Below are 26,309 nucleotides of genomic sequence, written 5' to 3'. Positions count from 1 at the left end.
ATGTCGGTCTCCTTACAGCGTATTGACCAGATGGCCGCCGTCGACGGCGATCACGGTGCCCGTCATGTACCGGGACGCATCCGAGGCCAGCAGCAGCAACGGCCCGTCGAGGTCCTCCTGTTGCCCGAGCCGGCGCTGCGGGATGCGCAGGATCAGCGCCTTGCCGGCATCGGTCTGCCAGAAGTCCCGGTTGATGTCGGTGTCGATATAGCCGGGGGCCAGGGCATTCACGCGGATGCCGTAGCGCGCCCATTCCAGCGCAAGCGTCTTGGTGAGCTGCACCACGCCGGCCTTGGAGACAGCATAGGACACTACGCCGCCCGCCTGTCGCAGCCCCAGGATCGAGGCGATATTGACGATGCTGCCACCGCCGCGTTCGCGCATGCCGGGGACCAGCGCCTGCGCGAGAAAGAACATCCCCTTGAGATTGGTGTCCATCACCACATCCCAATCGTCCTCGGCGTGCCCGAGCGCCGCGCCCTCGCGCACCAGGCCGGCATTGTTGATCAGGATGTCAACGGGCTCGATATCGCGCACGAGTGCCGCGCGCGAAGCGCCGTCGGTGACGTCGAGCGCCACGCACTGCAGGCGCGCATCCGTTCCGATCTTTTCCGCGACGGCTTTCAGCGCGTCAGTACGGCGCGCGGCAAGCACCACCTCGGCACCGCGCGATGCCAGGACCTGCGCACAATGCGCGCCCAATCCGCCCGACGCGCCTGTCACCAGCGCGCGCTTGCCCCGAAGATCCAGCAATGTGTCCTGCACGGTTGTCTCCCGATCCATTGGATATGAGGATCAGATTGTAGGATGATTTCATCCCATGTCAACGTCCGACAGCTTGCTGTTAGAATGCCCGCGTGACGCCTGCGACATCTTTCCCTCCTTCTTCCCCGCCTGCCGACACCGGCGAGCCTGACCGGAGCGCCTCCGCCACCGTCTTTTTCGGCATCATTGGCGGGCTGGAGCTCGGCAGCTTCGTGCCCGGCCAACGGCTGGTCGAAACCGATCTGGTGACGCAATTCGGCGTTGGCCGCAATTCCGTGCGGGAAGCCTTGCAGCGGCTTGCCGCCGAGGGCATCGTCGAATTGCCCCGCCATCGCGGCGCGGTCATCCGGCGGCTGACCATGCAGGACACCCTGGATGTTCTCGACGTGGCGGAGCGCATGATGGGACTGCTGGCACGCGCGGCAACCCGCGGTTGCACCGATCGCAACCATGCCCAGGCTCTGCGCGCCACGGTTCAGCAGTTGGCTGCCGCGGAAAAAGCGCACGCTACCGCGGCATTTGCGGGCGCGAGGCGGCAGTTCTACCGGACGCTGCTGGAAATGGGCGGCAACCGCGAGCTGATTCGCCTGTTTCCCACCATCCAGATGCCGATCGTCCACGCCCAGCATCGGCTCGCGTCGCTCCAGCAGATGCGGCTGGCGGACTACCGGCGCATCGCGACGGCCGTGCTGGCAGGCGAGCCGGACGAGGCCGAAGCCACCGGGGTGGCGCATGTCAGGAACGTGCGGCAGGCGATACTGGCCGAACTTTCCGCGTAGCCGGGCATCCGCCAATCGCCCGCCGGATTCCCGCTTACTTGCCGTAGTTCGTCCTGGTTCGCTGCGAAGCGCCGCGTGCCGCCTGACGGCACGATTTTTGCGCCGACCAACTGATCACAGTACGGCCATGAGGCCAAGGGAACCGGCATTTCGCGGACAAGAACGCGCAGATCGGGCAATCCGATGCAGGACCCGGACGGCCGCCCACTCAGTAATGGAAGCGTCCTGTACAAGGAGCAATACCATGGAGAAGGAACTGAAATTCGAACTGGCGGCAAATCAGGGCGCTGCCATGCGCGAATTACCTGCGCTCCTGGATGTGGAACCGGATTCGCAACAGGAACAGGCTCTGGAGAGCGAATACTTCGACACTCCGGACTTCCTCCTGCGGCGAAACGGAGCCGATCTGCGTGTCCGCCGCAATGGCGACCAGCTCACGCAGACCCTCAAGTCGTCCGGCGAGCGGCGCGGCGGATTCTTCGAGCGCGAAGAGTACGAGTCCGCGCTGAAAGAGACGAAGCCCGATCTCAAGGCCTTGCGGGCTGCAGTGCCGAAGTCTTCAGCACTCTCTCATCTCTTAAAGAACGGCTCGCTGCCGGATCAGCTGGTTCCGATTTTCCGAAGCACGGTCACACGGAAGTTGTGGACGCTGAAGCTGGAAAGCGGCGAGGAGATAGAACTCGCGCTGGACAGCGGGAAAATCACAGCGGCGGCGCAGGCCCGCACCTTCTCCGAGCTTGAACTGGAACTCAAGCAGGGCGAGCCCCGGCGCCTTAGCGAACTCGGGCTGCGACTCATCGACAAGCTACCGATGAGCCTGAGCATGCAGAGCAAGAGCGACCGCGGCTACGACTTGCTGGTATCTGGCGACCGCTCGGCGGTCAAGGCACGGCCGATCGCACTGAAAAGGAATGACACGGTAGAGGAGGCCATCTGCAAGATACTGCAGAGCTGTCTGGACCAGGTACATGCCAATGCCCCGCTGGTAGCCACGGGACATTCACCCGAAGGCGTGCATCAGATGCGGGTGGGACTGCGCCGCTTCCGTTCCGCGCTCGACATGTTCGACGATGTGATCACGCTGCCGGCAGCGCTCGCCGATGAAGTGAAGTGGATTGCCGACGAACTCGGTGAATCCCGGGATTGGTATGTGCTGGCGCATTCGACGCTGCCGCAGGTTGACGCAGGCAAGGACAAGCGCGAGCAGATGGCGGAAACCAAAGCGGCGGCGGCCGAGATCGCGAAGGCCCGCCATGCCAAGGCGACAGCCGCGGTACAGTCGCCGCGCTACGCACGGGTCGCCCTTGCGCTCGATCACTGGATCACGGCGACCCCATGGCGCGATGCGTCCGACGACACACGCAAACAGCTTGGCAGGCCGGCTGCCGTGCTCGCCGATCGCGTCCTGCGCAAGCGTCATCGCAAGCTCGTGCGCCGGGGTCGAGGCCTTCACAAGCTCGATGCCCATCGCCGCCACCGCGCGAGGATCGCGGCAAAGAAGCTGCGCTACGCTGCCGAATTCTTCGCCGACCTCTTCAGGCAAAAGCGCCTGAATCCGTATCGGCGCGTGCTGGCGAAGCTGCAGGATGACCTGGGATGGGGCAACGATATGGCGGTGGCAGATGGCCTGTTAGGCCATCTGCAGCAGCACCATCGCAAGGCCTCCGCCGGCGCGAGCTACGCGCGCGGTTTCCTGGCGGCACGCGTGGCCGACGATCGGGACAATCAGCGAAAGCTGTGGAAGCGCTTCCGGAGCACAGGCCGACCAGTCGGACGACATTGACGGTTTCACGGCCGGCATTCCGCCTACGCGAGTTTTTCCGAACTCTCAAACTTGGCGAACACACGGGCCTGGACTGCGTCCATGACTGCCAGGACCTGCGGATCGGCAGGGCCACTGGCCGTGACGCCCGTGGCCTTCTTGGGCTTCGCGCCCAGTGGATAAAAGACGAAAACCGTGTCGAACCTGCCTGCCGACTCCTTTTTCAGGCGCCGGTTGAGCGCTTTCAGATACCGCTTCTTGATGGTCTTGGACATAGGCTTCACGGCTCCCTGTCATTTGTCCTGGCTTACGACGGCTCTATTCACATTCATCCGGGAACGTCGCATCAGGCAAGAATTTGTGCCGGGCGTGTACCTCGTTGCACTGGCTCCTTGCGCAATTTGTGCATTGCACCGCGAAGCGCTCGATGGCTGCGTTCGTCAGCCAGGTGGAACCAGCATTGCTTTTGGCAGCCGGCCACTGCCGATCAGGACGATAAGATCGTCCACGCGGGCTTCGGCCAGGGCAAAGGCATCCGCTTCCGCCATCGACGGCCGTCCCGCACGAAAGACTGACTGCTGCATTCCCACCATCGTGTGTTGACGGACAAGCACGAATCCCTGGTGCTTGCCGTTGCTTAGTGGCTGGGTATAAGCCTTGAACTCATAGTAGCCAGCGCGCCTGTGGCTTTCCATCATGACTTGTCCTGCTGGCGCAAATAGAGTCCGCCAGCACGCGGGGCGGACTCCGGCTCAGCATTGATTCCTTGAACGGATCGATAACCTGGGGGAGCCGCCCGAACAGGCATGCGCGACCAGAGCGGTCGCTGCCCGTTGCCCCCTGCGGCTATCGCATGGTTTAACGTTAGCATATTGTGGCCTGGCGGGAGCCACTCCCGAAGAAGTAAGGTGCGGCGCGGCTCGTGCTCGTACAGCTGTTCGCGCAAGTTGCCTGGCCCAGGGACGAATGTCAGGTGGACAGTTGTTCTGGCCGAACCTAATATTTCGTCCAGGCAAGTCGGGTCCCCGATGCTGCCTTGCCAGAAGGGTGTCATCGGCCTCGGGCCGCCCGCTCACTGTTGTTGGAACGGTGCTGCACTGCAACGACCGGGTAGAGTCACGAGGCGCTCCGCCAGGCGGACGCCCACACGGGCCGGGTCAAGCGCTAGCCGCGTGAGCAAGTGTCACGAGGCTGAGGGGGCACTATGAGGGCAGAGGACGACGATCAGGTTGTCGCGAGCATTTCACTCAAGACGGGCTTCCCTGTTGAAGTTGTGAAGAAGTGCTACCTCGCGGCACTGCTGGAACTCAGGGCGGATGCGCGAGTTCATATCTACCTGTCGCTATTTGCGGCAAAGCGCGCAGTTGCTTTGCTTCGTCAGGCAGATTCCGAGCGGGAGAGCCAAGGCTCGCCCGAGCGAGAGCCTGCCCGCACGCAGAGGCCGCCAGGCAGTCTGTTGCCGCCCGGAGGCGCATTCCACAGCCAGTCCTCTTCAGAGTCGGACCGAAGCGTATCCGATGCCCTCGAACTCGGCGGTCACGAGGTCGCCCTCGGACGCCGGAAGGATGCCGACCCACGTGCCGGTGGTGACAACCGTACCAGCCTCCACGCGCCGCCCCTCTCGCGTGGCATGGCGCAGCCACGCCAGCAGTCCGTAAGCCGGATCGCCCATTGAATGGGTGCCGCGGCGCTCGATCGCTTCGGCGCCGATGTTTACCCGGCAACGCTGCGTTGCCCAGTCCCGGTCTGCATAGGCTTGCCACTCCCCGAGCACGAGTGCGCCATGGGACTGCAAGTCGGCAAGCTTCAGCAGGGCCGGCGCCGCGAGGCCTTGCTGCCAGCGCGAATCGACCACCTCGATGGACACCGCCATTGCGTCAACCAGCGCCGCCGCGCCGGCGTAGTCAAGACCGGCAGCTTGCGCCGCGTCGACACTGGCCCCGAGCCGCAGCGCGATTTCGGCCTCGATGCCGCGCCATGTGAATGGCCAGTCGCCGGACTGCGCGGGACTGGCCCAGACGCCGGCTGGCGGGAGCCGCGCATGCGTCAGCGTGGCGTCACGCGAGGCGCCTCCGGATTTCCAGTACGCGGTGCCGGCGTCTTCCCAGGCCAGCGTTCGCGCCACGATCGCCTGAACGGCATAGGCCTGGTCCGCATTTTCAAGCGCGGTGGCGATAAGCTCCGCGTCGGCGCAACGGCCCTCGCGTCGCGCGGAGAGCAGCGCCTGCGCAACCCGGTCAATGTTGGATGAATTCATGCCTTCTAGGGTCTCATTGAGAATGATAAACATCGGACGAGGAGCCGCTCGCCCCAGCGTGCCCACAGCGCACGCTGGAGGGAACGGACCGCCCTTACAACCTGCTTGCACTGGCTGCGCTCTCGCCGACTGCCGTGCCGGTTTCATCATCGGCGGCCGTCTCGCCCATCGCACGCCCGAAAGTCTCAGGCGCGAATTGCACGCTCAGCGCGAACACCGCATACATCGCAGCGAGCATGCTGAACATGCCGCCAACGCCGTAGCTTTCAAACACGCGGCCGCTGATCAGCGGCGTCAGCGCTCCCGCCAGCGTGCCGAGGGCCAGGATCAGTGAAGTGCCGAATGCACGCACGTGGGTCGGATACTGCTCCGGCGCAAAAATCCAGATCGAGGTATTCAGCAACACCACGCAGAACGTAAAGGCAGCACCGAACAGCAGCACCAGCGCTACGTTATACGTCAGGAAGCCGAAGCACAGCCCCGCCGCGCAGGCCAGCCCTGCGCCGAACGTCAGCACACGCTTGCGCGGAAAATGGTAGCCACAGTATGACGCCGCCAGCGCCCCGAACAGGCTGCCGCTCTGCATCACCATCGTAAAGAGAAAGCTCTTCGAGATGGTGTAGCCCTGCGACATCAGGATGGTCGGCATCAGCGTCAGCACCGAGATCTGCGCGCCATAGGTCATCGATACCGCGATGCCCAGTGCGATCGTGCGGCGCCCCAGCCGGCCCTTGAAGATATCGCTCAGGCCCACCCTGGTGCGCGGGGCGTCATCGTGCACCGCAGCCTTGATATAGGATGTCGGCTCGCCGCGCAGCTTGCCCAGGCGGCCGGATGCGAGGACGGAGAGCACCCGGTTAGCTTCGTCCACGCGCCCCTTGGACAGCAGGAAGCGTGGCGTTTCCGGGATAAAACGCCGGTAGAACACGACGAAGAACGCCGGCAGCACCAGGCAGGCAAACAGCCAGCGCCAGCTGTCCGGCCCCGGGAACATGGCGAATACGGCCAGGCCGAACGCCGGTGCGAGCATATTGCCCAGCCCGCCGCTGCCAACGCTGACCATGCCCACCGCGGTGCCGCGGAATCGCGTCGAGCACAGTTCGGCCAGCATGGTCACGGCAATGGATATCTCGCCGCCCAGGCCGATGCCGACAATAAAGCGGCCCGCTGCCAGCACGCCATAGTTCGGTGCCAGCGCGCAGATGATGGCGCCCAGCGTGAACAGAAGCAGGTTGGCGCTGAGCATGGTGCGCCTGCCGTAGCGGTCCGCGATATAGCCGGAGCCGATGCGTCCGAGCGCGGCAGCACTGAAGGTCAGGGTATTCAGGAAGCCGATTTCGGCGACCGATATGCCCCACTGCTCTCGCAACATGGGCCCGATCAGGCCGACGGCGTTCTGTTCAAACACGTCGAACATCACCCCCAGCATGATCAGGAAAATGATCTTCTTGTGCGACGCCGTTACGCCGATGCCGTCCATGGCCCGGTCGAGTTCGTGCTGCTGTGGGGAATTCGGCGATTGAACTACGGTTTCTGCGCCCATCTTTGTCTCCTCCTCGTATCGAGGTAGTCGTCGCGGTGTGCCCGCGACCTGGTCGACGCCATGTCTGGCCGGCGTTTGCAGAGCAGCGATAAAACTTCGTTCCGACGCGTGCCGCTATTCCAGGGCGGGTGTCGATTGCGGCGGCCGGCGGGCGCGCAAGGCCTGCTCCGCGGCATAGGCGAGCCGTATCAGCACGGGTTCCGTGTAGGGGCGGCCAAAGAATTCCAGCCCGACCGGCACCCCCTGGGGTGCATTGCCGTCCGGCGGCGAATACCCGGCCGGAATGACAATGGCCGGAAATCCGGTGGCCGACGCGAGCACGCCATTGCGCTCTGCCTGGGTCTCGCCAACCGGCACGACCAGGCGGCGCTGGTGCGGAAACACCAGCGCGTCAAGCCGATGACGCGCCATCAGGTCCAGCAGTCTCTCCCGCAATGCCTGCTGGCGCTGCAGGCGCTCGCGGTACTCCCCTTCCCGCCCGCTTAGCGCGGCAGCGGTATCCAGCGTGCCCGCCACGCTCGGATGGACATTGCCCGCGGCGATAATGTCCTTCATGGAACGAACCGGCACTCTTGATGAAATGCGCTGCAGGTAAGCGTCGAGATCGCGCTCCATTTCGTAGTGGTGCACCAGCGTGGTGGCCAGCAACTCGTCCGGGCTGATGGCGTCTTCGATTGCGACCAGCCCGGCCCCCTGGGCAGCGATAACGGCAAGCGCCGCCTGCATGACTGCGTTGACAGGACGGTGCACCGCCTGGTCGCCAAAGAAGTGGCGCAATACGCCGATCCGCGCGCCTTTGAGTCCGTCGCGGTCAAGGCTGGCGGCATAGCTCGCCGGAATGTGGGGCGCGCCGGCACTGGTGACAGGGTCGGCCGGGTCATGGCCGGCAATGACATCGAGCAGCCGCGCCGTGTCGGCGACGGTGCGGGTGATCGGGCCAATGGTGTCCTGCGTCAGCCCGCACGGGACCAGCCCCGCCCTGCTGATCAGTCCCATGGTCGGACGCAGGCCGACAAGGCCATTTGCCGACGCCGGCGAGCGGATCGAGTTGACGCCGTCGGTGCCGATGCCGAGCAAGCCGAAGCTGGCGGCAATGCCGGCGGCGGTGCCTCCGCTGGAGCCGCCGGGCGTGCGTGTCAGGTCATAGGGGTTCAGGGTCTGGCCGGACAAGGTGCTGACGGTCTCGCCACCGGACGCCAACTCGTGCAGGTTGGTCTTGCACAGTACGATCGCGCCCGCTTCGCGCAGGCGGCGGATGACAAAGGCATCGTCGGTAGAGAAATTGTCGCGCAGGCAGGCGGCACCGGCAGTGGTTGCCATGCCGGCACACTCGATGTTGTCCTTCACCAGCACCGGGATGCCGTGCAGCGGCGCCAGCGCCTGCGCCGGATTGCGCCCGGCCTGGGCGTCGATCCGTCCGGCCTCGTCCAGCGCGTGCGGATTGCATTGCAGGATGCTGCGCAGGGCGGGACCGTGCTGGTCATAGGCCGCGATGCGGTCCAGGCATGCGCTGGCCAGCTGGCGCGCCGTCAGCCTGCCGTCGCGCATCGCGGCATGCGCATCGGCAACGGTGGCTTCCACCACGCTGAACGGCGCGTGCTGGCCCGGCCCGTCCGGCACCGGTTCATATGAATTTGTCATGAGGGGATCCATGCGCCGGCAAGGGCGCGAAAGGTTGGCGAAGTGAGCGAGAGGGGGGGCTGCGGCACGGTGCCGGCGCCCCGCTTTTCCTGGCTATCGGTTGACCAGCCGGGCGGGTATTGTCCAGATGCAGAAGGCGCCCAGCAGCAGCATCCCGGCGATCATGTAGTACGCGCTGTTGCCGCTCTGGGTCACGTCGCGCAGGTAGCCGATCATGTAGCCGCTGGTAAAGCCGGCGAGGTTGCCGATCGAGTTGCTCATGGCGATGGCCGTGGCTGCCGCCGCGCCGCTGAGGAAGGCCGTCGGCAGCGACCAGAACAGCGGCGTGCAGGTCAGGATGCCGGCTGCCGCGATCGACAGGAACACCAGCGACAGCGCGGTGTTGTGCATCACCCAGGGCAAGGCCAGGAAGCCGATCGCACCCATCATGCACGGGATGATCAGGTGCCAGCGGCGCTCGCGATGCTTGTCGGCACTGCGCCCGAAGAAATACATCGAGACGATCGCCGCCATGTAAGGAATCGCGCTCAGCAAGCCGATATGGAACGGGTCGCTGACCCCGGTGGACTTGATGAAGGTGGGCAACCAGAGCGTGATGCCATACTGCCCCGTGACATAGCAGAAGCAGATCAGGCTGATCAGCCAGACGCGCGGATCGGTGAAGACCTTGCCGACGCGTGCCTGCGGGTCCGCCGCCTTGACATCCTCGGTCTTGGCCAGCTCGAGGACCTGCTTCTCCTCGCCGGTCAGCCACTTGGCCTTGGCAATGGAGTTGTCCAGGTAGTAGAAGCAGAAGCATCCCAGCAACACCGCCGGCACCGCCTCGATAAAGAACATCCATTGCCAGCCGCCCCAGCCGGCCACGCCGGCCATGCTTCCCATCAGGTAGCCGGAGAGCGGGTTGCCGATGATGCCTGACAGCGGCGATCCCATGCAGTAGATGGCCATGATCTTGGCGCGCCGGTGCGACGGGTACCAGCAGGACAGGTAGTACACGATGCCTGGCGTGAAGCCCGCTTCGGCCAACCCCAGCAGGAATCGCAGCGTGTAGAACTGGGCTGGCGTCTGCACGAAGGCGAAACACGCGGAAAGGATCCCCCACGTGATCATGATCCGGCCGATCCAAACCTTGGCGCCGAACTTGTGCAGGGCCAGGTTGCTGGGCACCTCGAACAGGAAGTAGCCGATAAAGAAGATACCGGCGCCCAGCCCGTAGATGGTTTCGCTGAAGCCCAGCTGCTGCGACATCTGGAGCTTGGCAAAACCTACGTTGACACGATCGAGATAAGCGATCAGGAAGCAGACCATCAGGAATGGCACCAGCCGCCAGCTCACCTTGCGATAGGTCGCGTCCTCGAACGACCTGATCCTTTCTCCTGCCTGCAGGGTTGTATCCACAGCGTCTCCTCTCTTTTTTTGTCAGGTACGGCAGTGCTGTGCTGATCCGTTGCGATCAGCCTGGCGGGGGGGCGCTGCGCATGCGCTGCGCCCGCCCCCGCCCCGGATGGAGGTGGCTGCGTCAGGCAGCAGCCTGGAGCGACAGCGGCGTGGTGTGCGCGGCGAGATAGTCCATGGCGGCAGCCGTGCCGCTAGCGACAACCGGCACACCAGAGATCTTCAGGCCCATTTCGCAGCCGGCCAGTGTCGCCATCAGCGTCAGGTCGTTGCAGTCGCCCAGATGGCCGATGCGGAACATGCGGCCCTTGACCTTGCCCAGGCCGGCGCCGAGCGACATGTTGAAGCGCTCGTAGATGTTCCTGCGCACCACGTCGGCATCGATGCCGTCGGGCATCATCACGCCGGTCAGCACCGGGCTGTAGACGGCGGGGTCCGCGCACTGGATCTGCAGGCCCCAAGCCTTGACTGCGCGGCGGCAGGCTTCGCCCAGGCGCTGATGGCGGGCAAAGACGTTGTCCAGCCCCTCTTCCAGGATCATGTCGAGGGCTTCGGACAGGCCATAGAGCAGGTTCGTGCTGGGCGTATAGGGCCAGTAGCCGGTGCGGTTCATCTCGATGATCTCGTCCCAGCCCCAGAAGCTGCGCGGCAGCCGGGCCGTGCGAGACGCTTCGATGGCCTTGGGCGACACCGCATTGAAGCTGATGCCCGGCGGCAGCATCAGGCCCTTCTGCGAGCCCGATACGGTCACGTCCACGCCCCACTCGTCATGGCGGTAGTCGGCCGACGCGAGCCCCGAGATGGTGTCGACCAGCAGCAGCGCGGGATGTCCGGCAGCGTCGATGGCGCGGCGCACGGCGGCGATATCCGACGTCACGCCGGTCGAGGTTTCGTTGTGCACCACGCACACGGCCTTGATCGCATGCGCGCTATCGGCGCGCAGCCGGGCTTCGATCATGTCGGCCTGCACCCCATGGCGCCAGCCCTCCACGCCTGGCAAGCCAAGGAACTCGGGCCGGATGCCGAGGTTCTCGGCCATCTTCTTCCACAGCGTGGCGAAATGGCCGGTCTCGAACATCAACACGGTGTCGCCGGGGCTCAGGGTGTTAGACAACGCCGCTTCCCAGGCCCCGGTGCCCGAAGCCGGATAGATCACCACCGGATGTTCGGTCTTGAAGATCTTCTTGATGCCATCCAGCACCTTCAGGCCTAGCGCGCCGAATTCCGGCCCACGATGATCGATGGTCGGGTAGCTGATGGCGCGCAGGATGCGATCGGGCACCGGGCTCGGCCCAGGGATCTGCAGGAAGTGGCGGCCAGCGGCATGGAAGTTGAGATTGAGCATTTGACTCCTCCGATTGAGTTTTGAATGCAAAATACTTTAGCAGAGGAAATCGTGAGAAATCGGCCTGTCCGAGCTAGCGTTTACCCGCCACAAACCCGGTATTACAAGGGTTTACGCGGGAATTACCCGGATTTTTGAGTTTCCGTGATGTGTCTGCTAGAATCGCATGCAAACGCGCGTAAGGAATTTTGAATGCCAAAAGAAGACGCCCGCGGCCTGGATTCGCCAGCCCCGGTCCTGCCCAAGCTCGAACGCCAGCGCCTTCATGACATGGTGGTGGCGCACCTGCGGACATTTATCGTCGAGGGGGTGCTGGAGCCAGGCCGCAAGCTCAATGAACGGGAATTGTGCGAGACCCTCGGCATCTCGCGCACGCCGCTCAGAGAGGCACTGAAGGTGCTCGCCGCCGAAGGGCTGATCGATATCTCTCCCAATCGCGGCGCGACCGTATCCCGGCTGTCGACGGACGAAATACTGGATACCTTCGAGCTGATGAGCGGGTTGGAAGCCTTGTCGGGCGAACTGGCCTGCGCGCGCATCACCGCTGTCGAACTGGCGGAAATCAAGGCGCTTCACTACGCGATGCTGGCGTGCAGGGCAAACGAAGACCTGCCCGGCTACTACAACCTGAATCACCAGATCCACGACCGCATCAACCTTGCGGCACGCAATATGGCACTGCGCCAGACCTATCTGTCAGTGAACCGGAAGCTGCAGGCACTGCGCTTCCGTTCAAACTACCAGAAGCCGAAATGGGACAGCGCCATCCATGACCACGAAGAGATGCTGGTGGCCCTGGAAGCCCGCGATGGCAAGCGGCTTGCCGCAATCCTGCGCCAGCACCTGCTAGACAAGCGCGATGCCGTGCTGCTGATCCAGGCGGGCGCGGCCAGCGGCATGCCGCAGGCCTAGTACCAAGGCGAAGATCAGGCGCCGTCGTTTGGCGGCTCGCCTCCTCTCCCACGAGACACAGCATTGAACTTGCCGGCATCATCGACGGCTACTGACAAGTCCAGGCCCATGCGTATCGCCCTCCTGAATCCCAATTCCAGCCAGCACATCACCGACCGCATGCTTGCAGAAGCCAGGCGGGCCACCGGCGACGCGTGCGAGATTTTCGGCCTGACCAACGCCGCAGGTCCCGCGGTTATCCGGTCGCGCGTGGACAATGCCGCTGCAATCGATGGCTTGCTGAAAATGGCCCGGACGCTGGATGCCAATGTCGAGGCCGTGATTCTGGGGGTTTCGATGGACACTGCCCTTCATGCATTGCGGCAGATGCTTGAGGTCCCTGTTGTCGGAACGACCGAAGCGGCCCTGGCAACGGCAAGCATGATGGGCGGCAGGATCGGACTGTTGACCGTCGGCCGCGCCTTGACGCCGTTGTACGGAGAACTTGCGGCCTCATACGGCTATGCCGGGCGCGTGGCCGGTATCCGCGGCATCGAAACGGCAGCGCCATACGGCGCCGGACTTGCGCAAGAAGTCGGCGCAATGATGCGCGATGCCATCACTTCGCTCAGCCGGGACGACGGCGCGGACGTGGTCGTCACCGTGGCTGCAGCATTGTGCGGCTATGTCCCGGCGGTTGCCGCGCAGGCAGACGTGCCGCTCCTGGACGGCATCGCTTGTGCCGCCGTGCAGGCAGAGGCGCTCGCAAAATTAAGGCCACGCAAGGCCACCTACGGCAGTTTTGCCGCGCCCGGCCACTGAATCAAATCAGGATGCCGCCGTCTGCACAAGCTCGTCGACGCCAGGCTGTTCTTTCGTCCGGCTCTGACTGGTCTTGTTGACGCTGCCCTCCGGAGCGCACTCGCTCGGCATAACGCCTTGGTTGCGAAGGTGGGCGGCGACCGTCTCGCACCAATTGAGCAACTGGTGCTTGTCGAGATCCGCGACTACGTCTTCACCGAAGAGATTCGAAAGCTCAAGCGCGACTCCTGAAAATTCGGCGCCGTCGTCCCGAATGGTCAATACCCCGTCGCCATCCTGGTCGCACATCTCTATCCTTGTGGCAGACATATCCGATACCTCCCGGAGCTTCGTAACCGTCACTTGACTGGTGGCCGCTACTTCAGGCAGTTGCTCGCCTGGCCGGCGTATCAATGCTAGAGGATCGGCTTCCCTGCGACCAAGGGGAGTAACGGGCCTCGCGGTATTCCGCATGCCCGGGGTGGCTTGGCCGCAAGGATCGCCGGCGCGGCGCTAAATCGACGCAGACTTTTCTTGCATCCGTCCGGATACTGTATATATTTACAGTAACTGTATGGATGAACAGTAGGAGTCTGGCCATGGAACACCTGATCCGCGTGCAAAACGACTACGACCGCCAGGTGCTCGCCTGGCTGCGCGGGCGCATCGGCGATGCCGCGCTGCAGACCGTGGCGCTGCGCCTGGGCCGCGAGCGCAAGCCCTACCTGTCGACGGTCTGCCGCAGCCTGGGCATCCGACCGCCCGGCCGGCGCCAGTTCGCCGCCGAGGCCGCGCGCATGCACCGGACCGTTGGCGACCAGTACCTGGCCCGCATCCGCGAGATCCTGGGCCAGCGTCCGGGCGATTCGGCCAGGGATGCCGCTTGCCGCTAAGTCTCGCCGGCGCGCGACCAGCCCCGCTGCCAATGTGGCGCGGGGCTTATTCTTTTGGTCCGGCCAGCGCACTATCCGCAGCCTTGCCGGCGTGCGACTGACTATGATCAGAGTTATGCGACCGCCCTTGCGCGGCGCTCCGACACAACCACCGGACACTGTCATGAGCAAGATCGGCTTTATCGGGCTTGGCGTGATGGGCAAGCCCATGGCGCAGCACATCGTCGACGGCGGGCATACCGTGTTCGCCCATACCCGCAGCGGCGTGCCGCAGGACCTGCTGGATGCTGGCGTGCAGGCCTGCAGCAGCGCCGAGGAGCTGGCGCGGCAATCGGACACCATCATCCTGATGCTGCCCGACACGCCGGATGTGGAGCAGGTGCTGTTCGGCAAGGAAGGCGTGGCCGACGGCCTTGCCGAGACCGCGGGCGGCGTCACGGTGATCGACATGAGCTCGATCTCGCCGATCGCCACGCGCGAGTTCGCGCGCTGCATCGAGGCGCTGGGCGTTGACTATGTCGATGCGCCGGTGTCCGGCGGCGAGGTCGGCGCCAAGGCCGGCACGCTGTCGATCATGGCTGGCGGCAAGCAGGAAGTGTTCGACCGCGTGCTGCCGCTGCTGCAGCTGATGGGCAAGAACATCGTGCGCGTAGGCGAAGTCGGCGCGGGCCAGGTGGCCAAGGTGGCCAACCAGGTGATCGTGGCCCTGACCATCGAGGCCGTCGGCGAGGCGCTGGTGCTGGCCGCGCGCGCCGGCGCCGATCCCGCGCGCGTGCGCGAGGCACTGATGGGTGGCTTTGCCAGTTCGCGCATCCTCGAGGTCCATGGCGAACGCATGATCAAGCGGACCTTCGACCCGGGCTTCCGCATCGCCTTGCACCAGAAGGACCTGGAACTGGCGCTGTCCACCGCACGCCAGCTGGGCGTGGGACTGCCGAACACTGCCTCGTGCCAGCAGCTGTTCAATGTCTGCGGCGGCCTGGGCGGTAGCGGCTGGGACCATTCCGCGCTAGTGCGGGCGATCGAGCACCTGTCGTCGTTCGCCATCGGCGACACGCCGCCCGCGGCCTAAGCCCAAGCCGCTCTGTCTAGCGTGCATACACCCCCTGGCCCGCATGCCGAGTGCGAACACCATCCTGCTGACCACCCTGGCCATGCTGGCCTTCGCCGGCAATTCCCTGCTATGCCGGGTGGCGCTGGAAGGCACCACCATCGACGCGGCCAGCTTTACGCTGGCGCGCGTCGCCGCAGCGGCAGCGGTGCTGTGGGTCATCGTGGTGGTGCAGCACCGCGTGCTGCGAGCGGACACGGCAGCAAGGTTTCCGCCGCTGGCCGGCAACTGGGTCTCGGCGCTGGCGCTGTTCTGCTACGCCGCGGCGTTTTCGTTTGCCTACCTGCGCCTGGGCGCCGGCACCGGCGCGCTGCTGCTGTTCGCTGCCGTGCAGGCCACCATGACGGGCTACGGGCTGGCGGCCGGCGAGCCGCTGCGCATGCAGCAATGGATCGGCCTGGCGCTCGCGCTTGCCGGGCTGGTATGGCTGCTGCTGCCGGGACTGGCCACGCCGCCGCTGTTGTCGTCGCTGCAGATGATCCTGGCTGGCGTCGCGTGGGGCATCTATTCGCTGCACGGCAGGCGCAATGCCGATCCGGTAACGACCACGGCCGGCAATTTCCTGCGCGCGGTACCGCTGGCGCTGGCGCTGTCCGCGGTGATGCAGGCGCAGCGTTCGCTGGATCGTGCGGGCCTGGTGTACGCGCTGCTGTCCGGCGCAGTAACGTCCGGGCTTGGCTACGTGGTCTGGTATGCGGTGGTGCCGCGCCTGCGCGCGGCCACCGCCGCGACGGTGCAGCTGAGCGTGCCGGTCATCGCCGCGGCGGGCGGCATCGTGCTGCTGGGTGAAAGGCTGACGCTGCGGCTCGCCGTCAGCGCGGTAGCCGTGCTCGGCGGCATTGCGCTGGTGATCGCCGGCAAGGCCCGCGGAGCACGGGTGCTGCGCTAGGCCGCGCTAGGCCGCGCCGGCGTCGATGCGCGCCACCCCTTCGCCGAAACCACCGCCATGGAACACCAGCGGCGCACCTGGCGCTGTGCCATAGGCCACCACCTCGACCACGAACACCACGTGGTCGCCGAGCGAGCGTACCGAGCGGTGCCGGCAGATGAACGTCGCCAGCGCGCCGGCGAGCAGTACCGTGCCGCACGGCCCGGGGCGGCAGTCGACGCCGGCAAAGCGGTCGACATCACGGTCCGCAAAGCGCCGGCACAAGGCCAGTTGCCCGCTGCCGAGCACGTTGATCGCATGGCAGGGCGCGGCGCGCAGCGCCGGCAGGCTGCCGGAAGCGCGCGCCAGGCACCACAGCAGCAGCGGCGGCGCGAGCGATACGGAAGTGAAGGCGTTGATCGTCACGCCCACCGGCAGGCCCTGCGCATCCGCGGCGGTCACCACCGTCACGCCGGTGGCGAACTGCCCGAGCGCGTCGCGCAGCGCGCGCCGTGCCCGGACGTCGTGGCCCATGCCGCCGGAGGCCCCGCCCAGGTCATCGCAGCCGCTGTCGTTGCAGGCCTCGGTGGCAAACGGCAGCGGGGCTGGTGCGGGCATCATTGCGCGGCCTGCCGCACCTCGCCGGGAGGCGCATCGATATCCAGGCCCAGCGCCATGCGCCCCGCATACTCCTGCTGGGCACCGGCCTGCAACGGATGGAAGCGCGCGCCCTGCGCATCGCGGAAGCGGCGCTCCAGCCCGGCGTCGCGATAGAAGCCGGCACCGCCGGCCAGGTCCATGGCCGCTTCCACTGTCGCCAGCACCGCGCGCGCCGCCAGCGTACGCCCGCACATGATGCGGTTGGTGGTCACCGCACCCGGCGCCTGGCCCGCCGCGGCGTCGAACATCGTATCCAGCGCCATGCGCGCGGCTTCCGCTTCGTTGCAAAGGCGGCCGGCCGCTTCCACCGCATGCGCGTTCAGGCGCCGCTGCCGCGCCAGTTGCAGCGCAATGTCGCGCGCTGCCTCGGCAATGCCGACGTAGACCGCATAGATCAGCGGCAACGCGATCATCGAGACCGTATGCATCATCGGATGCCAAACACCTTGCGGGCGGCGCGCGGCGATGGCGGTGTCGGGCACCAGCACGCCTTCGAGCATCACATCGTGCGAGCCGGTGCCGCGCATGCCGAGCGTGTGCCAGTTCGACATCACGCTCACACCGGGGGTCTTCATGGGCAATGCGAAATGCAGCACGGTTGGGCCGGATTCGGGATCGTCATACACCGCGCAGGTCATGAACAGGTCAGCTACCGGCGCGCCGCTGGCGAAGATCTTGCGCCCGTCCACGCGGAAGCCGCCATCGACGCGCGTGGCCTTGCCGCTGCCCTGCAGCCAGTCCGAGCCACCGCTGCCCAGCAGCACCATCTGCTCGCCCGCCACGCGCTTGAGCAGTCCTTCCACCGGCGCCTTCTGGTTGCGCCAGCGCCATGCCGCGGTGGCTACCGGGTGCGTGTGCATGGCAAAAGCCAGCGCGGTCGATCCGCAGTACTTGCCCAGCTCGCGCAGCACGCTGCCCAGCTCCTGGTGCGACAGGCCGGCACCGCCCAGTTCCTGCGGCACGGCGGCGGCAAAGAACCGGTGCGCGCGCAGGTCGTCGTAGTTCGCGCTGACGAACTGCCCGCTCGCGTCGATCTCGGGGGCGCGGGTGTCGAAGGTGCGGCCCAGCGCCGCGGCAAGTGCGAGCCAGTCGGCCTGCGCACCTGCGCTGGCATCGGGGGCGGTAACTGTTTCCATGGTGTTGTCTCCGGCTTGTCTGATCCGTGCCCGGCTGCCGTTGTCCGGCCCGTAGCACGGTGCTAGTATCGGAGCCTGGTCCCCTTGCCCGTATGATCGGGCGTCCGGCTTTCTTGCGCGAAACACCGGATCTGGAGGAAAGTGACCATGGATGCCTTGTCCGACCTGCTGCGCGCCGTGCAACTGAGCGGCGCGGTCTTCCTCAACGGCGAATTCAAGTCGCCGTGGTGCCTGGTGTCTGAAGCGGATGCTGAATTGCGCGCCGCCTTCCTGCCCGGCACCGATCGCGTCGTCTCCTACCACCTGATTACCGAAGGCGTCTGCTGGGCCCGTCTGGTCGGAAGCACGGGGCCGGGCGTGCGCGTCGAGAGCGGCGAACTGCTGGTGGTGCCGCAGGGCGAGCCGCACGTGCTGGGCAGCGACCTGCACCTGCAGCCGGTGCAGTCCGCGCCGCTGGTCGCGGACATGCTGCGCAACAGCCCGGGCGAAGTCATGCGCGTGTCGTACGGCGGCGGTGGCGAGACCACGCGCATGGTGTGCGGCTTCCTCGGATTCGACGACACCATGGGCAACCCGCTGCTGACCTCGCTGCCGCGCCTGTTCAAAGTGGGGCTCGACAACGGCATCGAATCGGCATGGCTTGCCACCGCGCTGGCCTTCGCCACCTCGGAAGCCGCCGAGCCGCGAGCGGGCACCGCCACGGTGCTGGCCAAGCTGTCGGAACTGCTGTTCGTGCAAGCGGTACGGCGCTGCATCGACACGCTACCGGACAACGAAAGCGGCTGGCTCGCCGCGCTGCGCGACCGCTACGTGGGGCGTGCGCTGTCGCGCATGCATGCGCGCCCGGCCTACCCGTGGACAGTGGACGAACTGGCCGGCAACGTCGGCCTGTCTCGCTCGGCGCTGGCGCAGCGCTTTACCGACCTGCTCGGACAGCCGCCGATGCAGTACCTGGCGCACTGGCGCCTGCGCACCGCAGCGGCGGAACTGCGCAGCGGCAACCGCTCGATCGGCGAGATCGCCGGCGCGGTCGGCTATGACTCCGAGGCGGCTTTCAGCCGCGCCTTCAAGCGCGAGTTCGGCCTGCCGCCGGCAAGCTGGCGCCGCAGCCGCACCGACGAAGAACGCGTGGCGGTCACGGCCGCGCACTAGATCCGCGCTCGGAAATTCCCGCGAACGAAAACGGCCCGTGCCTGGAGCACGGGCCGTTGTCCTCTGCGCCTGCGATCGGCAGGCGATTACATTTTCTGCTTGGTGCTTTCCGCCGCGCCTTGCACCTTCTCGCCGCCGCGTTCGATATCCTTGCCTGCACCGGCCATGGTGTTGCAGCCCGTAACCAGCATCACGCCAGCGAGGGCAAACAGTGCGAACAGCTTTCTCATGACGATCTCCTTGCTTCGTGTGGAAGCGGCATGCGCCGCCAGGATGGAATAGCTCGGGATGGCTTGACCGGGCAGCTTCATGCCCAACCGGCAATTGGATCGTAGCAACCGCCAACCGCGCGAAAAGTCGGCTTTCGTCCTACCCCGATGTCAGCCGACGGCGCGACATGTCCACGCGGTGTAGGACAGCGACCGATACCCGCGCGCCGCGGCTTCGCTTAGAAATGTAGGTCCACACCTGTCCACTTCCCGGGAGACCGCCATGACGTCACGCAGCATCCACGTGCTTCCTGCCGCAACCGACAATGACGACAATGACAATGCCGCCCGCGACGGCGAATGGGCCCTGACCATTGAAGGCATGGATGGCATGGATGGCATGGGCGCTGACGAGGAAGCCACGGCGCTGCATTTTCCGACCCAGGAAGCCGCCATCGCCGCGGGCTGGATGCGGGCGCGCCAGGAGGGCGTGTCGCTGTGCATCCATGGGCGCGACGGCCTGGTGCGCGAGCGCAAGATCTACTGCCGCGACCCCAGGGCCATCTCCCGCCTGGGGCATTGAATCCGGTACGGTGGGGCTGGAAACGCCCAGCCCGCTCCCGGCATTCGCTCCCGGCATTTCTCGCCATCGCCGGCAATAGTTCATTGCGCGGTCAACATTGAATTAGATCAACGGCGCAGAAATTGCAGCATGCAATTGACGGGTTCAGTGCCAATACTAAGACCAGGCACTTACAGAGACCCGTCATGTCCCGAATCCTCAGGTTCCGCCCGCTCGACATCTATCCCGACCCGCTCGAGGCCAGGATCGCCGAATTACACGAAATGGCTACCGATGTGCATGCCAGGCAGGCCCGCCGATGGCGCCGCCAGAACGCGGCCGCCGGGGTGGCCGGCGGCGCGGAACACCGGCTTCCATATGGCAATCCGCAAACCCGGCACTGAAGGCCTCCCCATGCTTTGAAAGCCTTCCCTGGACACGCCACAGAATGTGAACAAGTGTCATATCGGGTTGGCAAAGCTATGACCCTTGCGGAAGAATGGATTCCCGCATCCTTATGGCCCCAACGGGTCAGGCGGATGCCCAATCCTCTGACGCAGCGACATGGATCGAACCACCCGGGAATGCGTGCTGGCGCTGATGAACAGCCTGCGTGCCAAGGGGCCCATGCCCCGGCACCGGCTTGCCGCCGCCAGCCGCCTGAGTGCCGCGGAACTGACCCGCGCCCTGAAATCGGCCCGCCAGATGGGCGTCGTCGCTTATGCGGGGGAGCCGGACATGGCCGCGCAGGCCGACAGCTTGCTGGTACTGACCGGCAGGCCGCTGCCGCCGCCGCGCAAGGTCACGCCGGCCGCACGCGACAACTCGCCGCACTTCCAGCCGCTGCTTGACGCCTGGGGCATTGCCCGCCCGGGGCGCCGCCAGGCACCGTAAGAATTGCCTGCGCCCCATGCGCCGGCAGTGCGCTTCTTACAAAAGCAGGTAAAGCGGACACCTGCGGCCAAGCGTTGAACAATCGGCGCACACATGTCGCGGATGCATCGTCCACGCAGCGCGCCCGCCTCACCGTCATTCCCGTAGCGGTGTGCGCCGTTTTCCATCGCGGCAACGCTCCCCGGTCCCCCGGCCCACCCTCCGGTATGGAACTTGCGCGACGCTTGAGGCTTATCCCCCTGAGCGTTCGAAATGTCGCCACCGAATCCGCCTGGCACGGCCACGCAGCCACCGCCGGACACTTCGCATGCATTGCAGGAACCACCCCCGTTCAAGCTGGAACCGGGACGCAACTGCTGGTGCGTCGAACCTTGCCGGCGCTTTGCCATGCTCGTCGACGGGGATGCCTATTTCCGCGCGCTGCGCGAAGCGTTGCCGCGCGCCGAGCACACCATCTTCATCCTCGGCTGGGACATCGACAGCCGCATGGAACTCGTGCCCGAAGGCGCGCAGGACGGCCTGCCCGACGGGCTGCGCGACTTCCTCTGCGCGCTGGCCGACCGCCGTCCCGAACTGCGCATCTACATCCTGAGCTGGGACTACGCCATGGTGATGGCGATGGAGCGCGAATGGCTGCCGTCGGCCAGCGCGCACTGGCAGGCGCACCGGCACCTGTCGTTCCGCCTCGACGGCAACCATCCCCCGGGCGCGTCGCACCACCAGAAGGTAGTGGTGATCGACAGCAAGGTCGCCTTCGTCGGCGGGCTGGACCTGACGCTGCGCCGCTGGGACGACAACAGCCACGCGCCAGGCGCGCCGCTGCGCGTTGCCGAAGGCAAGCCCTATCCGCCCTTCCACGACGTCCAGTGCGCGCTCGATGGCCAGGCCGCCGCCGCGCTCGCCATGCTGTGCGCGGCGCGCTGGCTGCGCGCGACGGGCCGCAGGCCGCGCCCGCCGGCGGCAACCTCCTCGGACCCCTGGCCGCCGAGCCTGGCGCCGGAACTGACGGATGTGCGCGTCGGCATCGCCCGCACCATGCCGGTGTGCGAGGACGAGCCAGGCGTGAGCGAGATCCGCATGCTGATGCGCGATGCCATCGCCTCGGCCCGGCACAGCATCTACATGGAGAACCAGTACTTCAGCTCTGGCGAGATCGCCAAGACGCTGGCCGGACGGCTGGGGCGCGAGGACGGCCCGGATATCGTGCTGGTGTCGCGGCGCAACGAAAGCGGCTGGCTGGAGGCGCACAGCATGGGCGTGCTGCGCGCGCGCCTGTACCGGCGCCTGCGCGCGGCGGACAGCTGGGACCGCTTCCACCTGTACTGCCCGACGATCCCCGGGCTGCTGCCGGAATGCGTCAACATCCACAGCAAGGTCACGGTGATCGACGATGATTTCCTGACCATCGGCTCGTCCAACCTCAGCAACCGTTCGCTGGGACTGGACACCGAGTGCAATGTGGTGGTGACCTCGGGCGGCGACCCGCGCGTGCGCGAGGCCATCGCGGCGATGCGGGCGCGGCTGCTGGGCGAGCACCTGGACGTCACGCCCGAGGCATTCCAGGCCAAGGTGGCCGAAACGCGCAGCCTGCTGGCGGCCATCCGCGCGCTGCAGCAAAAAGATGGCCGCACGCTCGAGGACTATGCGCCGCCGCTGCCGGACGACCTCGATGCCGCGTCGCCGGCCGACCACCTGCTCGACCCGATCGAGCCCATCGACAGCGACCAGGTGCTGGCGGAGTTCGTCAGCCACGAAGCGCGCCCGCGCGTGATGGGCCGGGTCGGCGTGATGGTGGCGCTGGCGCTGGTGCTGGCGGGACTCGCCTTCGCCTGGCGCTATACGCCGCTGCGCGAATGGGCGGATTTCCGCGCGCTGCTGGCCGTGGTCGAGCGCCTGGACGATATGCCCATGGCGCCGCTGGCGATGATGGGGATATACGTCGCCGGTGCCGTGACCATGCTGCCGGTGACGCTGCTGATCCTCGTGACCGTGGTGGTGTTCGGGCCGCTCTACGGCGCCGCGCTGGCGCTGGGCGGCACCATGCTGAGCACCGGCGCGGGCTACCTGGCGGGCCGCCTGCTCGGCCGCAATACCGTGCGGCGCTTCGGCGGCCGGCGGCTGAACCGGGTCAGCCACCAGTTGGGCAGGCATGGCGTGCTGGCGATGGTGGTGCTGCGGCTGGTGCCGATCGCACCGTTCTCGCTGGTCAACCTGGTGGTCGGCGCCTCGCGCATCGGCCTGCGCGACTGCCTGGTGGGCACGGCGCTGGGGATGCTGCCGGGCATCGTGATCTCGGCCTTCCTGGTCGACCGCGTTGCCGCCGCGGCGCGCAACCCGGGGCTGGCGACTTTTGCCCTGCTGGCGCTGGTGCTGTTGCTGCCGGCATCGCTGCTGCTGGTGCTGCGGCGCCGGCGGCGGCGCAATGCCGAACGCAACAAGGCGGAACGGCACCGGCCAGTGAATCAGCAGGACAGCCAACCGGGCAACCAGCAGAACAGCCAGCAGGACGGCGATCAGGACAGCCAGCATGACGACCAGCATCGCGGGCCAGGCGGTCCCGGGCGCCGGATGGCGCGCGTCGCCCACGCCGCGGGCGAGCGCACCTGAGCGTCAGGAGCGGGCGCCGCGCTAGCGCTTGCGACGGTAAGTGGCCTTCATGATCTCGGTCCACTCGCCGTTCTCGCCCTGCATGAACGACGTCAGCGTCCGTTCGTTGTCATCCTTGAAGGCAATTACATCGCGGTACTGGACCGTGCGGCCATTGCCCGAGCAGTCCGGTCCCTCGGCACGCAGCGTCAGTTGCTGGCTGCCCGCATCGAGGTCGCCCTCGTAGACCCAAAGGTGGGTCATCATCGAGCCGATAAAGGTGCCGACGAAATGCTTGCGGGCCGGATCGTAGCCCAGCGTCATCACGGTAGTGGCGGGGCCGCAGCCCGGCATGTCGCCCTGCGCCGTGCCCTGCACCCAAAGCTCGCCGATACCGGTCACGCTCTCGGGGATCTGCCACTTCTGCGCAGGCAGGTCCGGTTCCATCACGGCCTCGCCTTCGGCCATCCATTCGCCCGCCAGCCGTTGCAGCCAGCGGTGTTCCTTCTGTGCTTCGGTCTTCATTCAGGGTCTCCTAGCGTTTGCGGCCACCATCCCCGGCACGGGCATTTGTGGATGCCGTACACATAGACTAGCAAAGGAAATGGACAGCATCCACATTTCTTTGCGGCACGCCGCGAAAGGCGGCACTGCCTGGGCTGTCGGCCGGATTTACTGCGGCAGCCGCACCTTGGGCACCACAAACTGGTTGCCCGGCGCGCGCATGACGTCGCACTGGACCTTGGCCTTGCGCACCGCGCCGTCCTGCGCGAGGTACTCGACGTCGCCCACTACGCTGTACGCGTCTTCCGCGACCTTGCGGGTCTTGGCGCCGACCCACTTGAAGCTGCCGGGGTTGGGCAGCGCGGCCTTGACGGCCTTCATGCAGGCGATCGGGGCTTCGGGGGCCTCGTCGCGCCCGCGCGGCTTTGGCGCTTCATCCCCAGCCTGCGCGGCCTGCACGGTTGCCGCGCAGCCAAGCGACAGCACCAGCACGAGCGCGGCGGACAGGGAACGCGGGGAAAGCGACGAGCGCGGCGAAAGCATCTTGGAGACTCCTGGACCGGGGGGCAAAAACTGCACGGGCGCCACATTTTAACGCCGGCACCCATGCCGGTCAGTCCGCCGGCGCGTTGTAAAAGTTCCCAGGTCGCCACTGGTGCCCGGCGTGCTACAGTGATCCGCGCACCCCGACCTGCCCGCAAGCATGAAAACGCTGTTGATCGTCTATCACACCATGACCGGCGGCACCCGCCAGATGGCCGAGGCCGCCGCCGCGGCCGCGCGCACGCAGGAAGGCGTCGCCGTGGTGCTCAAGCGTGCGGCCGAAGCCGGCCCGGACGATGTGCTGGCCGCCGACGGCTACCTGTTCGCCACGCCGGAAAACCTCGCCGCCATCGCGGGGATGATGAAGGACTTCTTCGACCGCTGTTATTACCCCGCGCTGGACCGCATCAACGGCCGCCCCTACGCCACCATGATCTGCGCCGGCAGCGATGGCCAGAACGCACTGCGCCAGGTCGAGCGCATTGCCACCGGCTGGCGCCTCAACGCCGTGGCGCCGGGCCTGATCGTCTGCACGCACGCGCAGACGCCGGAGCGCATCCTGGCCCCCAAGCAGATCGAAGCGGACGACCTGGCGCGCTGCGCGGCGCTGGGCGAGAGCCTGGCGGCAGGGGTGGCGCTGGGCGTGTTCTGACCGGCCTGGAGCCTGGGCCAGCGTGACTCCCGTCCGGGAACGGGATTTGCACCGCCATGTCATCCGCCCCCTGGGGCGCACCTGCGCGCAGCGCCATGGAAGATCCCGAAGTCACTGCGGCCGAAGCCCGCCGCGATCCCCTGGACAGCACCGCCCGCGGCCCCATGCGCGTGGTCGAGGCGCTGACGCAGACCGCCCTGGTATTGATGGCCGCCACGCTCGCCTGGGTGCTGTGGCGGCGTACCGATGCCTTTGCCTGGTTCGGCTCGCTCGCCCCGGCGGCATGCGCGGCGCTGGCGCTGCTGGCGACGATCGTGGCACTGCTGGGCGTCTGGTTCGGCATACATGCCTGGCGGCGCGTGGGCTGAGGCAACTGCGGGCTGGCGCCACGTGTGGCTAAACCTTACAACGCGGCGGTAAGAATGCCCTCCGCTGCCCGTCCCCGGAGGCCATCGTGGCTGATACTCCCTCTAATTCCCCATCCCCGGCCCGCGCCGGCCTGCTTGCCGTGGTCACCGGTGCCTCGTCAGGCATCGGCTACGAACTGGCGCGCTGCTGCGTGCAGCACGGCTATGACCTCGTCATCGCCGCCGATGAGCCGCAAATCGAAGTGGCCGCCGCGCAACTGCGCGACGAGGGTGCCCAGGTGGAGGCGCTGGTGGCGGACCTCTCCACGCCGGCGGGCGTGGAGCAGCTGTGCGCGGCCGTCGATAACCGCCGGGTCGACGTGCTCTGCGCCAATGCCGGCCGCGGCCTCGGCCACGCGTTCCTGGACCAGGACTTTGCCGACATCCAGCGCGTGCTGGAAACCAATGTGACGGGCACGGTCCACCTGTTGCACCGCATGGGCCAGCGCATGCGCGAGCAGCGCAGCGGACGCATCCTGATCACGGGATCGATCGCCGGCTTCACGCCCGGCACCTACCAGGCGGTGTACAACGCCACCAAGGCGTTCCTGGATTCGTTTTCATACGCGCTGCGGCACGAATTGCAGGGCAGCGGCGTAACCGTGACCTGCCTGATGCCCGGCGCGACCGAGACCGAGTTCTTCGAGCGGGCCGACCTGCTCGACACCAGGATCGCCCAGCAGAAGAAGGCCGACCCGGCCGATGTGGCACGCAGCGGCTTCGATGCGATGATGCGCGGCGAAGGCGAGGTCATCACCGGGTGGCAGAACAAGCTGCGTGCGGCGATTGCCATGGTCACGCCGGCCGACGTGCTGGCCGAGCGGCATCGCCGCATGGCGCAGCCGCGCAGCGAGGCAGACGATCGCTTGCCGCCGGAGGAACCACTTAAAGGAGCAGCAGGAGGAGCGCGCCGCGACGCTTGAGCCAGACGGCAGAGGGGCCGCGCCAGCGGC

General features: G+C 66.4%; 29 protein-coding genes and 1 pseudogene. 16 read left to right on the top strand and 14 right to left on the bottom strand.

Annotated features, from left to right (window positions below; translation table 11 throughout):
• Positions 1-12 precede the first annotated feature (12 nt).
• The gene (locus IPF36_RS28260) at positions 13-765 is read right to left on the bottom strand and encodes an SDR family NAD(P)-dependent oxidoreductase (protein WP_133095169.1); all 753 of its coding nucleotides are present in this window, start codon (positions 763-765) and stop codon (positions 13-15) included.
• A 92-nt stretch (positions 766-857) separates the two neighbouring features.
• Between IPF36_RS28260 and IPF36_RS28255 the strand changes: the two genes are divergently transcribed.
• On the top strand, positions 858-1,544 hold the full coding sequence (locus IPF36_RS28255; RefSeq protein WP_195431598.1) for a GntR family transcriptional regulator: 687 nt from the start codon (positions 858-860) through the stop codon (positions 1,542-1,544).
• Between the two features lie 244 nt (positions 1,545-1,788).
• Positions 1,789-3,327, top strand: a complete 1,539-nt coding sequence (locus tag IPF36_RS28250) for a CYTH and CHAD domain-containing protein (protein WP_195431597.1) — start codon at positions 1,789-1,791, stop codon at positions 3,325-3,327.
• A 23-nt stretch (positions 3,328-3,350) separates the two neighbouring features.
• On the opposite strand, the gene IPF36_RS28245 is transcribed toward IPF36_RS28250, so the two are convergent.
• Complete coding sequence (locus IPF36_RS28245) at positions 3,351-3,581, bottom strand: hypothetical protein (RefSeq protein ID WP_133095172.1); 231 nt, start codon at positions 3,579-3,581, stop codon at positions 3,351-3,353.
• Positions 3,582-3,746: 165 nt separating this feature from the next.
• A complete protein-coding gene (locus tag IPF36_RS28240) occupies positions 3,747-4,004 on the bottom strand; it encodes a hypothetical protein (RefSeq protein WP_195431596.1) in 258 nt (85 codons plus the stop codon).
• 506 nt (positions 4,005-4,510) lie between these two features.
• Between IPF36_RS28240 and IPF36_RS35180 the strand changes: the two are divergent.
• A pseudogene (locus tag IPF36_RS35180) lies at positions 4,511-4,675 on the top strand (DUF3562 domain-containing protein); the annotation flags it as partial.
• Positions 4,676-4,798: 123 nt separating this feature from the next.
• On the opposite strand, the gene IPF36_RS28235 reads toward IPF36_RS35180, so the two are convergent.
• The 5 genes from IPF36_RS28235 to IPF36_RS28215 form a co-directional block, all read right to left on the bottom strand.
• Positions 4,799-5,563 (bottom strand): fumarylacetoacetate hydrolase family protein, encoded by a 765-nt coding sequence (locus tag IPF36_RS28235; protein ID WP_135704027.1) that lies wholly within the window; start codon positions 5,561-5,563, stop codon positions 4,799-4,801.
• A gap of 94 nt (positions 5,564-5,657) precedes the next feature.
• A complete protein-coding gene (locus IPF36_RS28230; protein ID WP_133095175.1) occupies positions 5,658-7,106 on the bottom strand; it encodes an MFS transporter in 1,449 nt (482 codons plus the stop codon).
• A gap of 114 nt (positions 7,107-7,220) precedes the next feature.
• On the bottom strand, positions 7,221-8,747 hold the full coding sequence (locus tag IPF36_RS28225) for an amidase family protein (protein WP_195431594.1): 1,527 nt from the start codon (positions 8,745-8,747) through the stop codon (positions 7,221-7,223).
• Between the two features lie 93 nt (positions 8,748-8,840).
• On the bottom strand, positions 8,841-10,145 hold the full coding sequence (locus IPF36_RS28220) for an MFS transporter (protein WP_133095177.1): 1,305 nt from the start codon (positions 10,143-10,145) through the stop codon (positions 8,841-8,843).
• A gap of 121 nt (positions 10,146-10,266) precedes the next feature.
• On the bottom strand, positions 10,267-11,487 hold the full coding sequence (locus IPF36_RS28215; RefSeq protein WP_195431592.1) for an alanine--glyoxylate aminotransferase family protein: 1,221 nt from the start codon (positions 11,485-11,487) through the stop codon (positions 10,267-10,269).
• Positions 11,488-11,679: 192 nt separating this feature from the next.
• Between IPF36_RS28215 and IPF36_RS28210 the strand changes: the two genes are divergently transcribed.
• Both IPF36_RS28210 and IPF36_RS28205 read left to right on the top strand, forming a co-directional pair.
• Positions 11,680-12,399, top strand: coding sequence for a GntR family transcriptional regulator (locus IPF36_RS28210; protein ID WP_133095179.1), 720 nt, complete (start codon positions 11,680-11,682; stop codon positions 12,397-12,399).
• A gap of 108 nt (positions 12,400-12,507) precedes the next feature.
• Complete coding sequence (locus tag IPF36_RS28205) at positions 12,508-13,200, top strand: aspartate/glutamate racemase family protein (protein WP_133095180.1); 693 nt, start codon at positions 12,508-12,510, stop codon at positions 13,198-13,200.
• Between the two features lie 6 nt (positions 13,201-13,206).
• Here the strand turns inward: IPF36_RS28205 and IPF36_RS28200 are convergent, their stop codons facing one another.
• Positions 13,207-13,488 carry a hypothetical protein gene (locus IPF36_RS28200; protein WP_133095181.1) on the bottom strand — a complete coding sequence of 94 codons (282 nt, stop codon included), beginning with the start codon at positions 13,486-13,488 and terminating at the stop codon, positions 13,207-13,209.
• 290 nt (positions 13,489-13,778) lie between these two features.
• Between IPF36_RS28200 and IPF36_RS28195 the strand changes: the two genes are divergently transcribed.
• The 3 genes from IPF36_RS28195 to IPF36_RS28185 all read left to right on the top strand — a co-directional run bounded on the left by IPF36_RS28195 (position 13,779) and on the right by IPF36_RS28185 (position 16,072).
• Positions 13,779-14,072 carry a hypothetical protein gene (locus IPF36_RS28195; RefSeq protein WP_133095182.1) on the top strand — a complete coding sequence of 98 codons (294 nt, stop codon included), beginning with the start codon at positions 13,779-13,781 and terminating at the stop codon, positions 14,070-14,072.
• Positions 14,073-14,235: 163 nt separating this feature from the next.
• Positions 14,236-15,144: a 2-hydroxy-3-oxopropionate reductase gene (locus IPF36_RS28190; RefSeq protein ID WP_133095183.1), complete on the top strand. Its 909-nt coding sequence runs from the start codon at positions 14,236-14,238 to the stop codon at positions 15,142-15,144.
• A 43-nt stretch (positions 15,145-15,187) separates the two neighbouring features.
• The gene (locus IPF36_RS28185) at positions 15,188-16,072 is read left to right on the top strand and encodes a DMT family transporter (RefSeq protein ID WP_133095184.1); all 885 of its coding nucleotides are present in this window, start codon (positions 15,188-15,190) and stop codon (positions 16,070-16,072) included.
• A gap of 6 nt (positions 16,073-16,078) precedes the next feature.
• Here IPF36_RS28185 and IPF36_RS28180 read toward each other — a convergent pair whose 3' ends face one another.
• Together IPF36_RS28180 and IPF36_RS28175 are read right to left on the bottom strand one after the other, a co-directional pair.
• Entirely contained in the window at positions 16,079-16,672 is a 594-nt protein-coding gene (locus IPF36_RS28180) for a flavin reductase family protein (RefSeq protein ID WP_133095185.1), read from the bottom strand.
• Positions 16,669-17,847, bottom strand: a complete 1,179-nt coding sequence (locus tag IPF36_RS28175; RefSeq protein ID WP_135703813.1) for an acyl-CoA dehydrogenase family protein — start codon at positions 17,845-17,847, stop codon at positions 16,669-16,671. Before IPF36_RS28175 ends, IPF36_RS28180 begins: the two co-directional genes overlap by 4 nt.
• A 147-nt stretch (positions 17,848-17,994) precedes the next feature.
• Between IPF36_RS28175 and IPF36_RS28170 the strand changes: the two genes are divergently transcribed.
• On the top strand, positions 17,995-18,999 hold the full coding sequence (locus IPF36_RS28170) for an AraC family transcriptional regulator (protein WP_133095187.1): 1,005 nt from the start codon (positions 17,995-17,997) through the stop codon (positions 18,997-18,999).
• 86 nt (positions 19,000-19,085) lie between these two features.
• Here the strand turns inward: IPF36_RS28170 and IPF36_RS28165 are convergent, their stop codons facing one another.
• Positions 19,086-19,229, bottom strand: coding sequence for an entericidin A/B family lipoprotein (locus IPF36_RS28165; protein WP_010809655.1), 144 nt, complete (start codon positions 19,227-19,229; stop codon positions 19,086-19,088).
• Between the two features lie 262 nt (positions 19,230-19,491).
• On the opposite strand from IPF36_RS28165, the gene IPF36_RS28160 reads away from it, so the two are divergent.
• From IPF36_RS28160 to IPF36_RS28145, 4 genes are all read left to right on the top strand, one after another.
• Positions 19,492-19,791, top strand: a complete 300-nt coding sequence (locus tag IPF36_RS28160) for a DUF2188 domain-containing protein (protein WP_195431590.1) — start codon at positions 19,492-19,494, stop codon at positions 19,789-19,791.
• 185 nt (positions 19,792-19,976) lie between these two features.
• Positions 19,977-20,174 carry a hypothetical protein gene (locus IPF36_RS28155; RefSeq protein ID WP_133095189.1) on the top strand — a complete coding sequence of 66 codons (198 nt, stop codon included), beginning with the start codon at positions 19,977-19,979 and terminating at the stop codon, positions 20,172-20,174.
• A gap of 187 nt (positions 20,175-20,361) precedes the next feature.
• A complete protein-coding gene (locus IPF36_RS28150) occupies positions 20,362-20,664 on the top strand; it encodes a hypothetical protein (protein WP_133095391.1) in 303 nt (100 codons plus the stop codon).
• 387 nt (positions 20,665-21,051) lie between these two features.
• Entirely contained in the window at positions 21,052-23,271 is a 2,220-nt protein-coding gene (locus tag IPF36_RS28145; protein ID WP_255519921.1) for a VTT domain-containing protein, read from the top strand.
• 21 nt (positions 23,272-23,292) lie between these two features.
• Here the strand turns inward: IPF36_RS28145 and IPF36_RS28140 are convergent, their stop codons facing one another.
• Positions 23,293-23,775 carry a DUF1579 domain-containing protein gene (locus IPF36_RS28140; protein WP_195431587.1) on the bottom strand — a complete coding sequence of 161 codons (483 nt, stop codon included), beginning with the start codon at positions 23,773-23,775 and terminating at the stop codon, positions 23,293-23,295.
• A 147-nt stretch (positions 23,776-23,922) separates the two neighbouring features.
• Positions 23,923-24,297, bottom strand: a complete 375-nt coding sequence (locus tag IPF36_RS28135; RefSeq protein ID WP_133095192.1) for a DUF2880 domain-containing protein — start codon at positions 24,295-24,297, stop codon at positions 23,923-23,925.
• Between the two features lie 160 nt (positions 24,298-24,457).
• Between IPF36_RS28135 and IPF36_RS28130 the strand changes: the two genes are divergently transcribed.
• From IPF36_RS28130 to IPF36_RS28120, 3 genes are all read left to right on the top strand, one after another.
• The gene (locus tag IPF36_RS28130) at positions 24,458-24,949 is read left to right on the top strand and encodes a flavodoxin family protein (protein WP_195431586.1); all 492 of its coding nucleotides are present in this window, start codon (positions 24,458-24,460) and stop codon (positions 24,947-24,949) included.
• Positions 24,950-25,005: 56 nt separating this feature from the next.
• Entirely contained in the window at positions 25,006-25,317 is a 312-nt protein-coding gene (locus tag IPF36_RS28125) for a hypothetical protein (protein ID WP_255519920.1), read from the top strand.
• A gap of 86 nt (positions 25,318-25,403) precedes the next feature.
• A complete protein-coding gene (locus IPF36_RS28120; protein ID WP_240745771.1) occupies positions 25,404-26,279 on the top strand; it encodes an SDR family oxidoreductase in 876 nt (291 codons plus the stop codon).
• Positions 26,280-26,309: the final 30 nt, after the last annotated feature.

Origin of the sequence: Cupriavidus sp. IK-TO18 (assembly GCF_015549295.1) — a bacterium.
GTDB classification, from domain to species: Bacteria; Pseudomonadota; Gammaproteobacteria; order Burkholderiales; family Burkholderiaceae; genus Cupriavidus; species Cupriavidus oxalaticus_A.
This window is presented reverse-complemented; position numbering and strand designations above follow the sequence as displayed.

Excerpts from the sequence above, each read along its gene's own strand:
- IPF36_RS28155 (WP_133095189.1), top strand. The coding sequence starts at position 19,977 with ATGTCCCGAATCCTCAGGTTCCGCCCGCTCGACATCTATCCCGACCCG.
- IPF36_RS28200 (WP_133095181.1), bottom strand. The coding sequence starts at position 13,488 with ATGTGCGACCAGGATGGCGACGGGGTATTGACCATTCGGGACGACGGC.
- IPF36_RS28230 (WP_133095175.1), bottom strand. The coding sequence starts at position 7,106 with ATGGGCGCAGAAACCGTAGTTCAATCGCCGAATTCCCCACAGCAGCAC.
- IPF36_RS28185 (WP_133095184.1), top strand. The coding sequence starts at position 15,188 with ATGCCGAGTGCGAACACCATCCTGCTGACCACCCTGGCCATGCTGGCC.
- IPF36_RS28170 (WP_133095187.1), top strand. The coding sequence starts at position 17,995 with ATGGATGCCTTGTCCGACCTGCTGCGCGCCGTGCAACTGAGCGGCGCG.
- IPF36_RS28210 (WP_133095179.1), top strand. The coding sequence starts at position 11,680 with ATGCCAAAAGAAGACGCCCGCGGCCTGGATTCGCCAGCCCCGGTCCTG.
- IPF36_RS28125 (WP_255519920.1), top strand. The coding sequence starts at position 25,006 with ATGTCATCCGCCCCCTGGGGCGCACCTGCGCGCAGCGCCATGGAAGAT.
- IPF36_RS28165 (WP_010809655.1), bottom strand. The coding sequence starts at position 19,229 with ATGAGAAAGCTGTTCGCACTGTTTGCCCTCGCTGGCGTGATGCTGGTT.
- IPF36_RS28240 (WP_195431596.1), bottom strand. The coding sequence starts at position 4,004 with ATGATGGAAAGCCACAGGCGCGCTGGCTACTATGAGTTCAAGGCTTAT.
- IPF36_RS28245 (WP_133095172.1), bottom strand. The coding sequence starts at position 3,581 with ATGTCCAAGACCATCAAGAAGCGGTATCTGAAAGCGCTCAACCGGCGC.
- IPF36_RS28160 (WP_195431590.1), top strand. The coding sequence starts at position 19,492 with ATGACGTCACGCAGCATCCACGTGCTTCCTGCCGCAACCGACAATGAC.
- IPF36_RS28235 (WP_135704027.1), bottom strand. The coding sequence starts at position 5,563 with ATGAATTCATCCAACATTGACCGGGTTGCGCAGGCGCTGCTCTCCGCG.
- IPF36_RS28140 (WP_195431587.1), bottom strand. The coding sequence starts at position 23,775 with ATGAAGACCGAAGCACAGAAGGAACACCGCTGGCTGCAACGGCTGGCG.
- IPF36_RS28135 (WP_133095192.1), bottom strand. The coding sequence starts at position 24,297 with ATGCTTTCGCCGCGCTCGTCGCTTTCCCCGCGTTCCCTGTCCGCCGCG.
- IPF36_RS28215 (WP_195431592.1), bottom strand. The coding sequence starts at position 11,487 with ATGCTCAATCTCAACTTCCATGCCGCTGGCCGCCACTTCCTGCAGATC.
- IPF36_RS28250 (WP_195431597.1), top strand. The coding sequence starts at position 1,789 with ATGGAGAAGGAACTGAAATTCGAACTGGCGGCAAATCAGGGCGCTGCC.
- IPF36_RS28145 (WP_255519921.1), top strand. The coding sequence starts at position 21,052 with ATGCTCGTCGACGGGGATGCCTATTTCCGCGCGCTGCGCGAAGCGTTG.
- IPF36_RS28190 (WP_133095183.1), top strand. The coding sequence starts at position 14,236 with ATGAGCAAGATCGGCTTTATCGGGCTTGGCGTGATGGGCAAGCCCATG.
- IPF36_RS28205 (WP_133095180.1), top strand. The coding sequence starts at position 12,508 with ATGCGTATCGCCCTCCTGAATCCCAATTCCAGCCAGCACATCACCGAC.
- IPF36_RS28175 (WP_135703813.1), bottom strand. The coding sequence starts at position 17,847 with ATGGAAACAGTTACCGCCCCCGATGCCAGCGCAGGTGCGCAGGCCGAC.
- IPF36_RS28225 (WP_195431594.1), bottom strand. The coding sequence starts at position 8,747 with ATGACAAATTCATATGAACCGGTGCCGGACGGGCCGGGCCAGCACGCG.
- IPF36_RS28195 (WP_133095182.1), top strand. The coding sequence starts at position 13,779 with ATGGAACACCTGATCCGCGTGCAAAACGACTACGACCGCCAGGTGCTC.
- IPF36_RS28130 (WP_195431586.1), top strand. The coding sequence starts at position 24,458 with ATGAAAACGCTGTTGATCGTCTATCACACCATGACCGGCGGCACCCGC.
- IPF36_RS28180 (WP_133095185.1), bottom strand. The coding sequence starts at position 16,672 with ATGATGCCCGCACCAGCCCCGCTGCCGTTTGCCACCGAGGCCTGCAAC.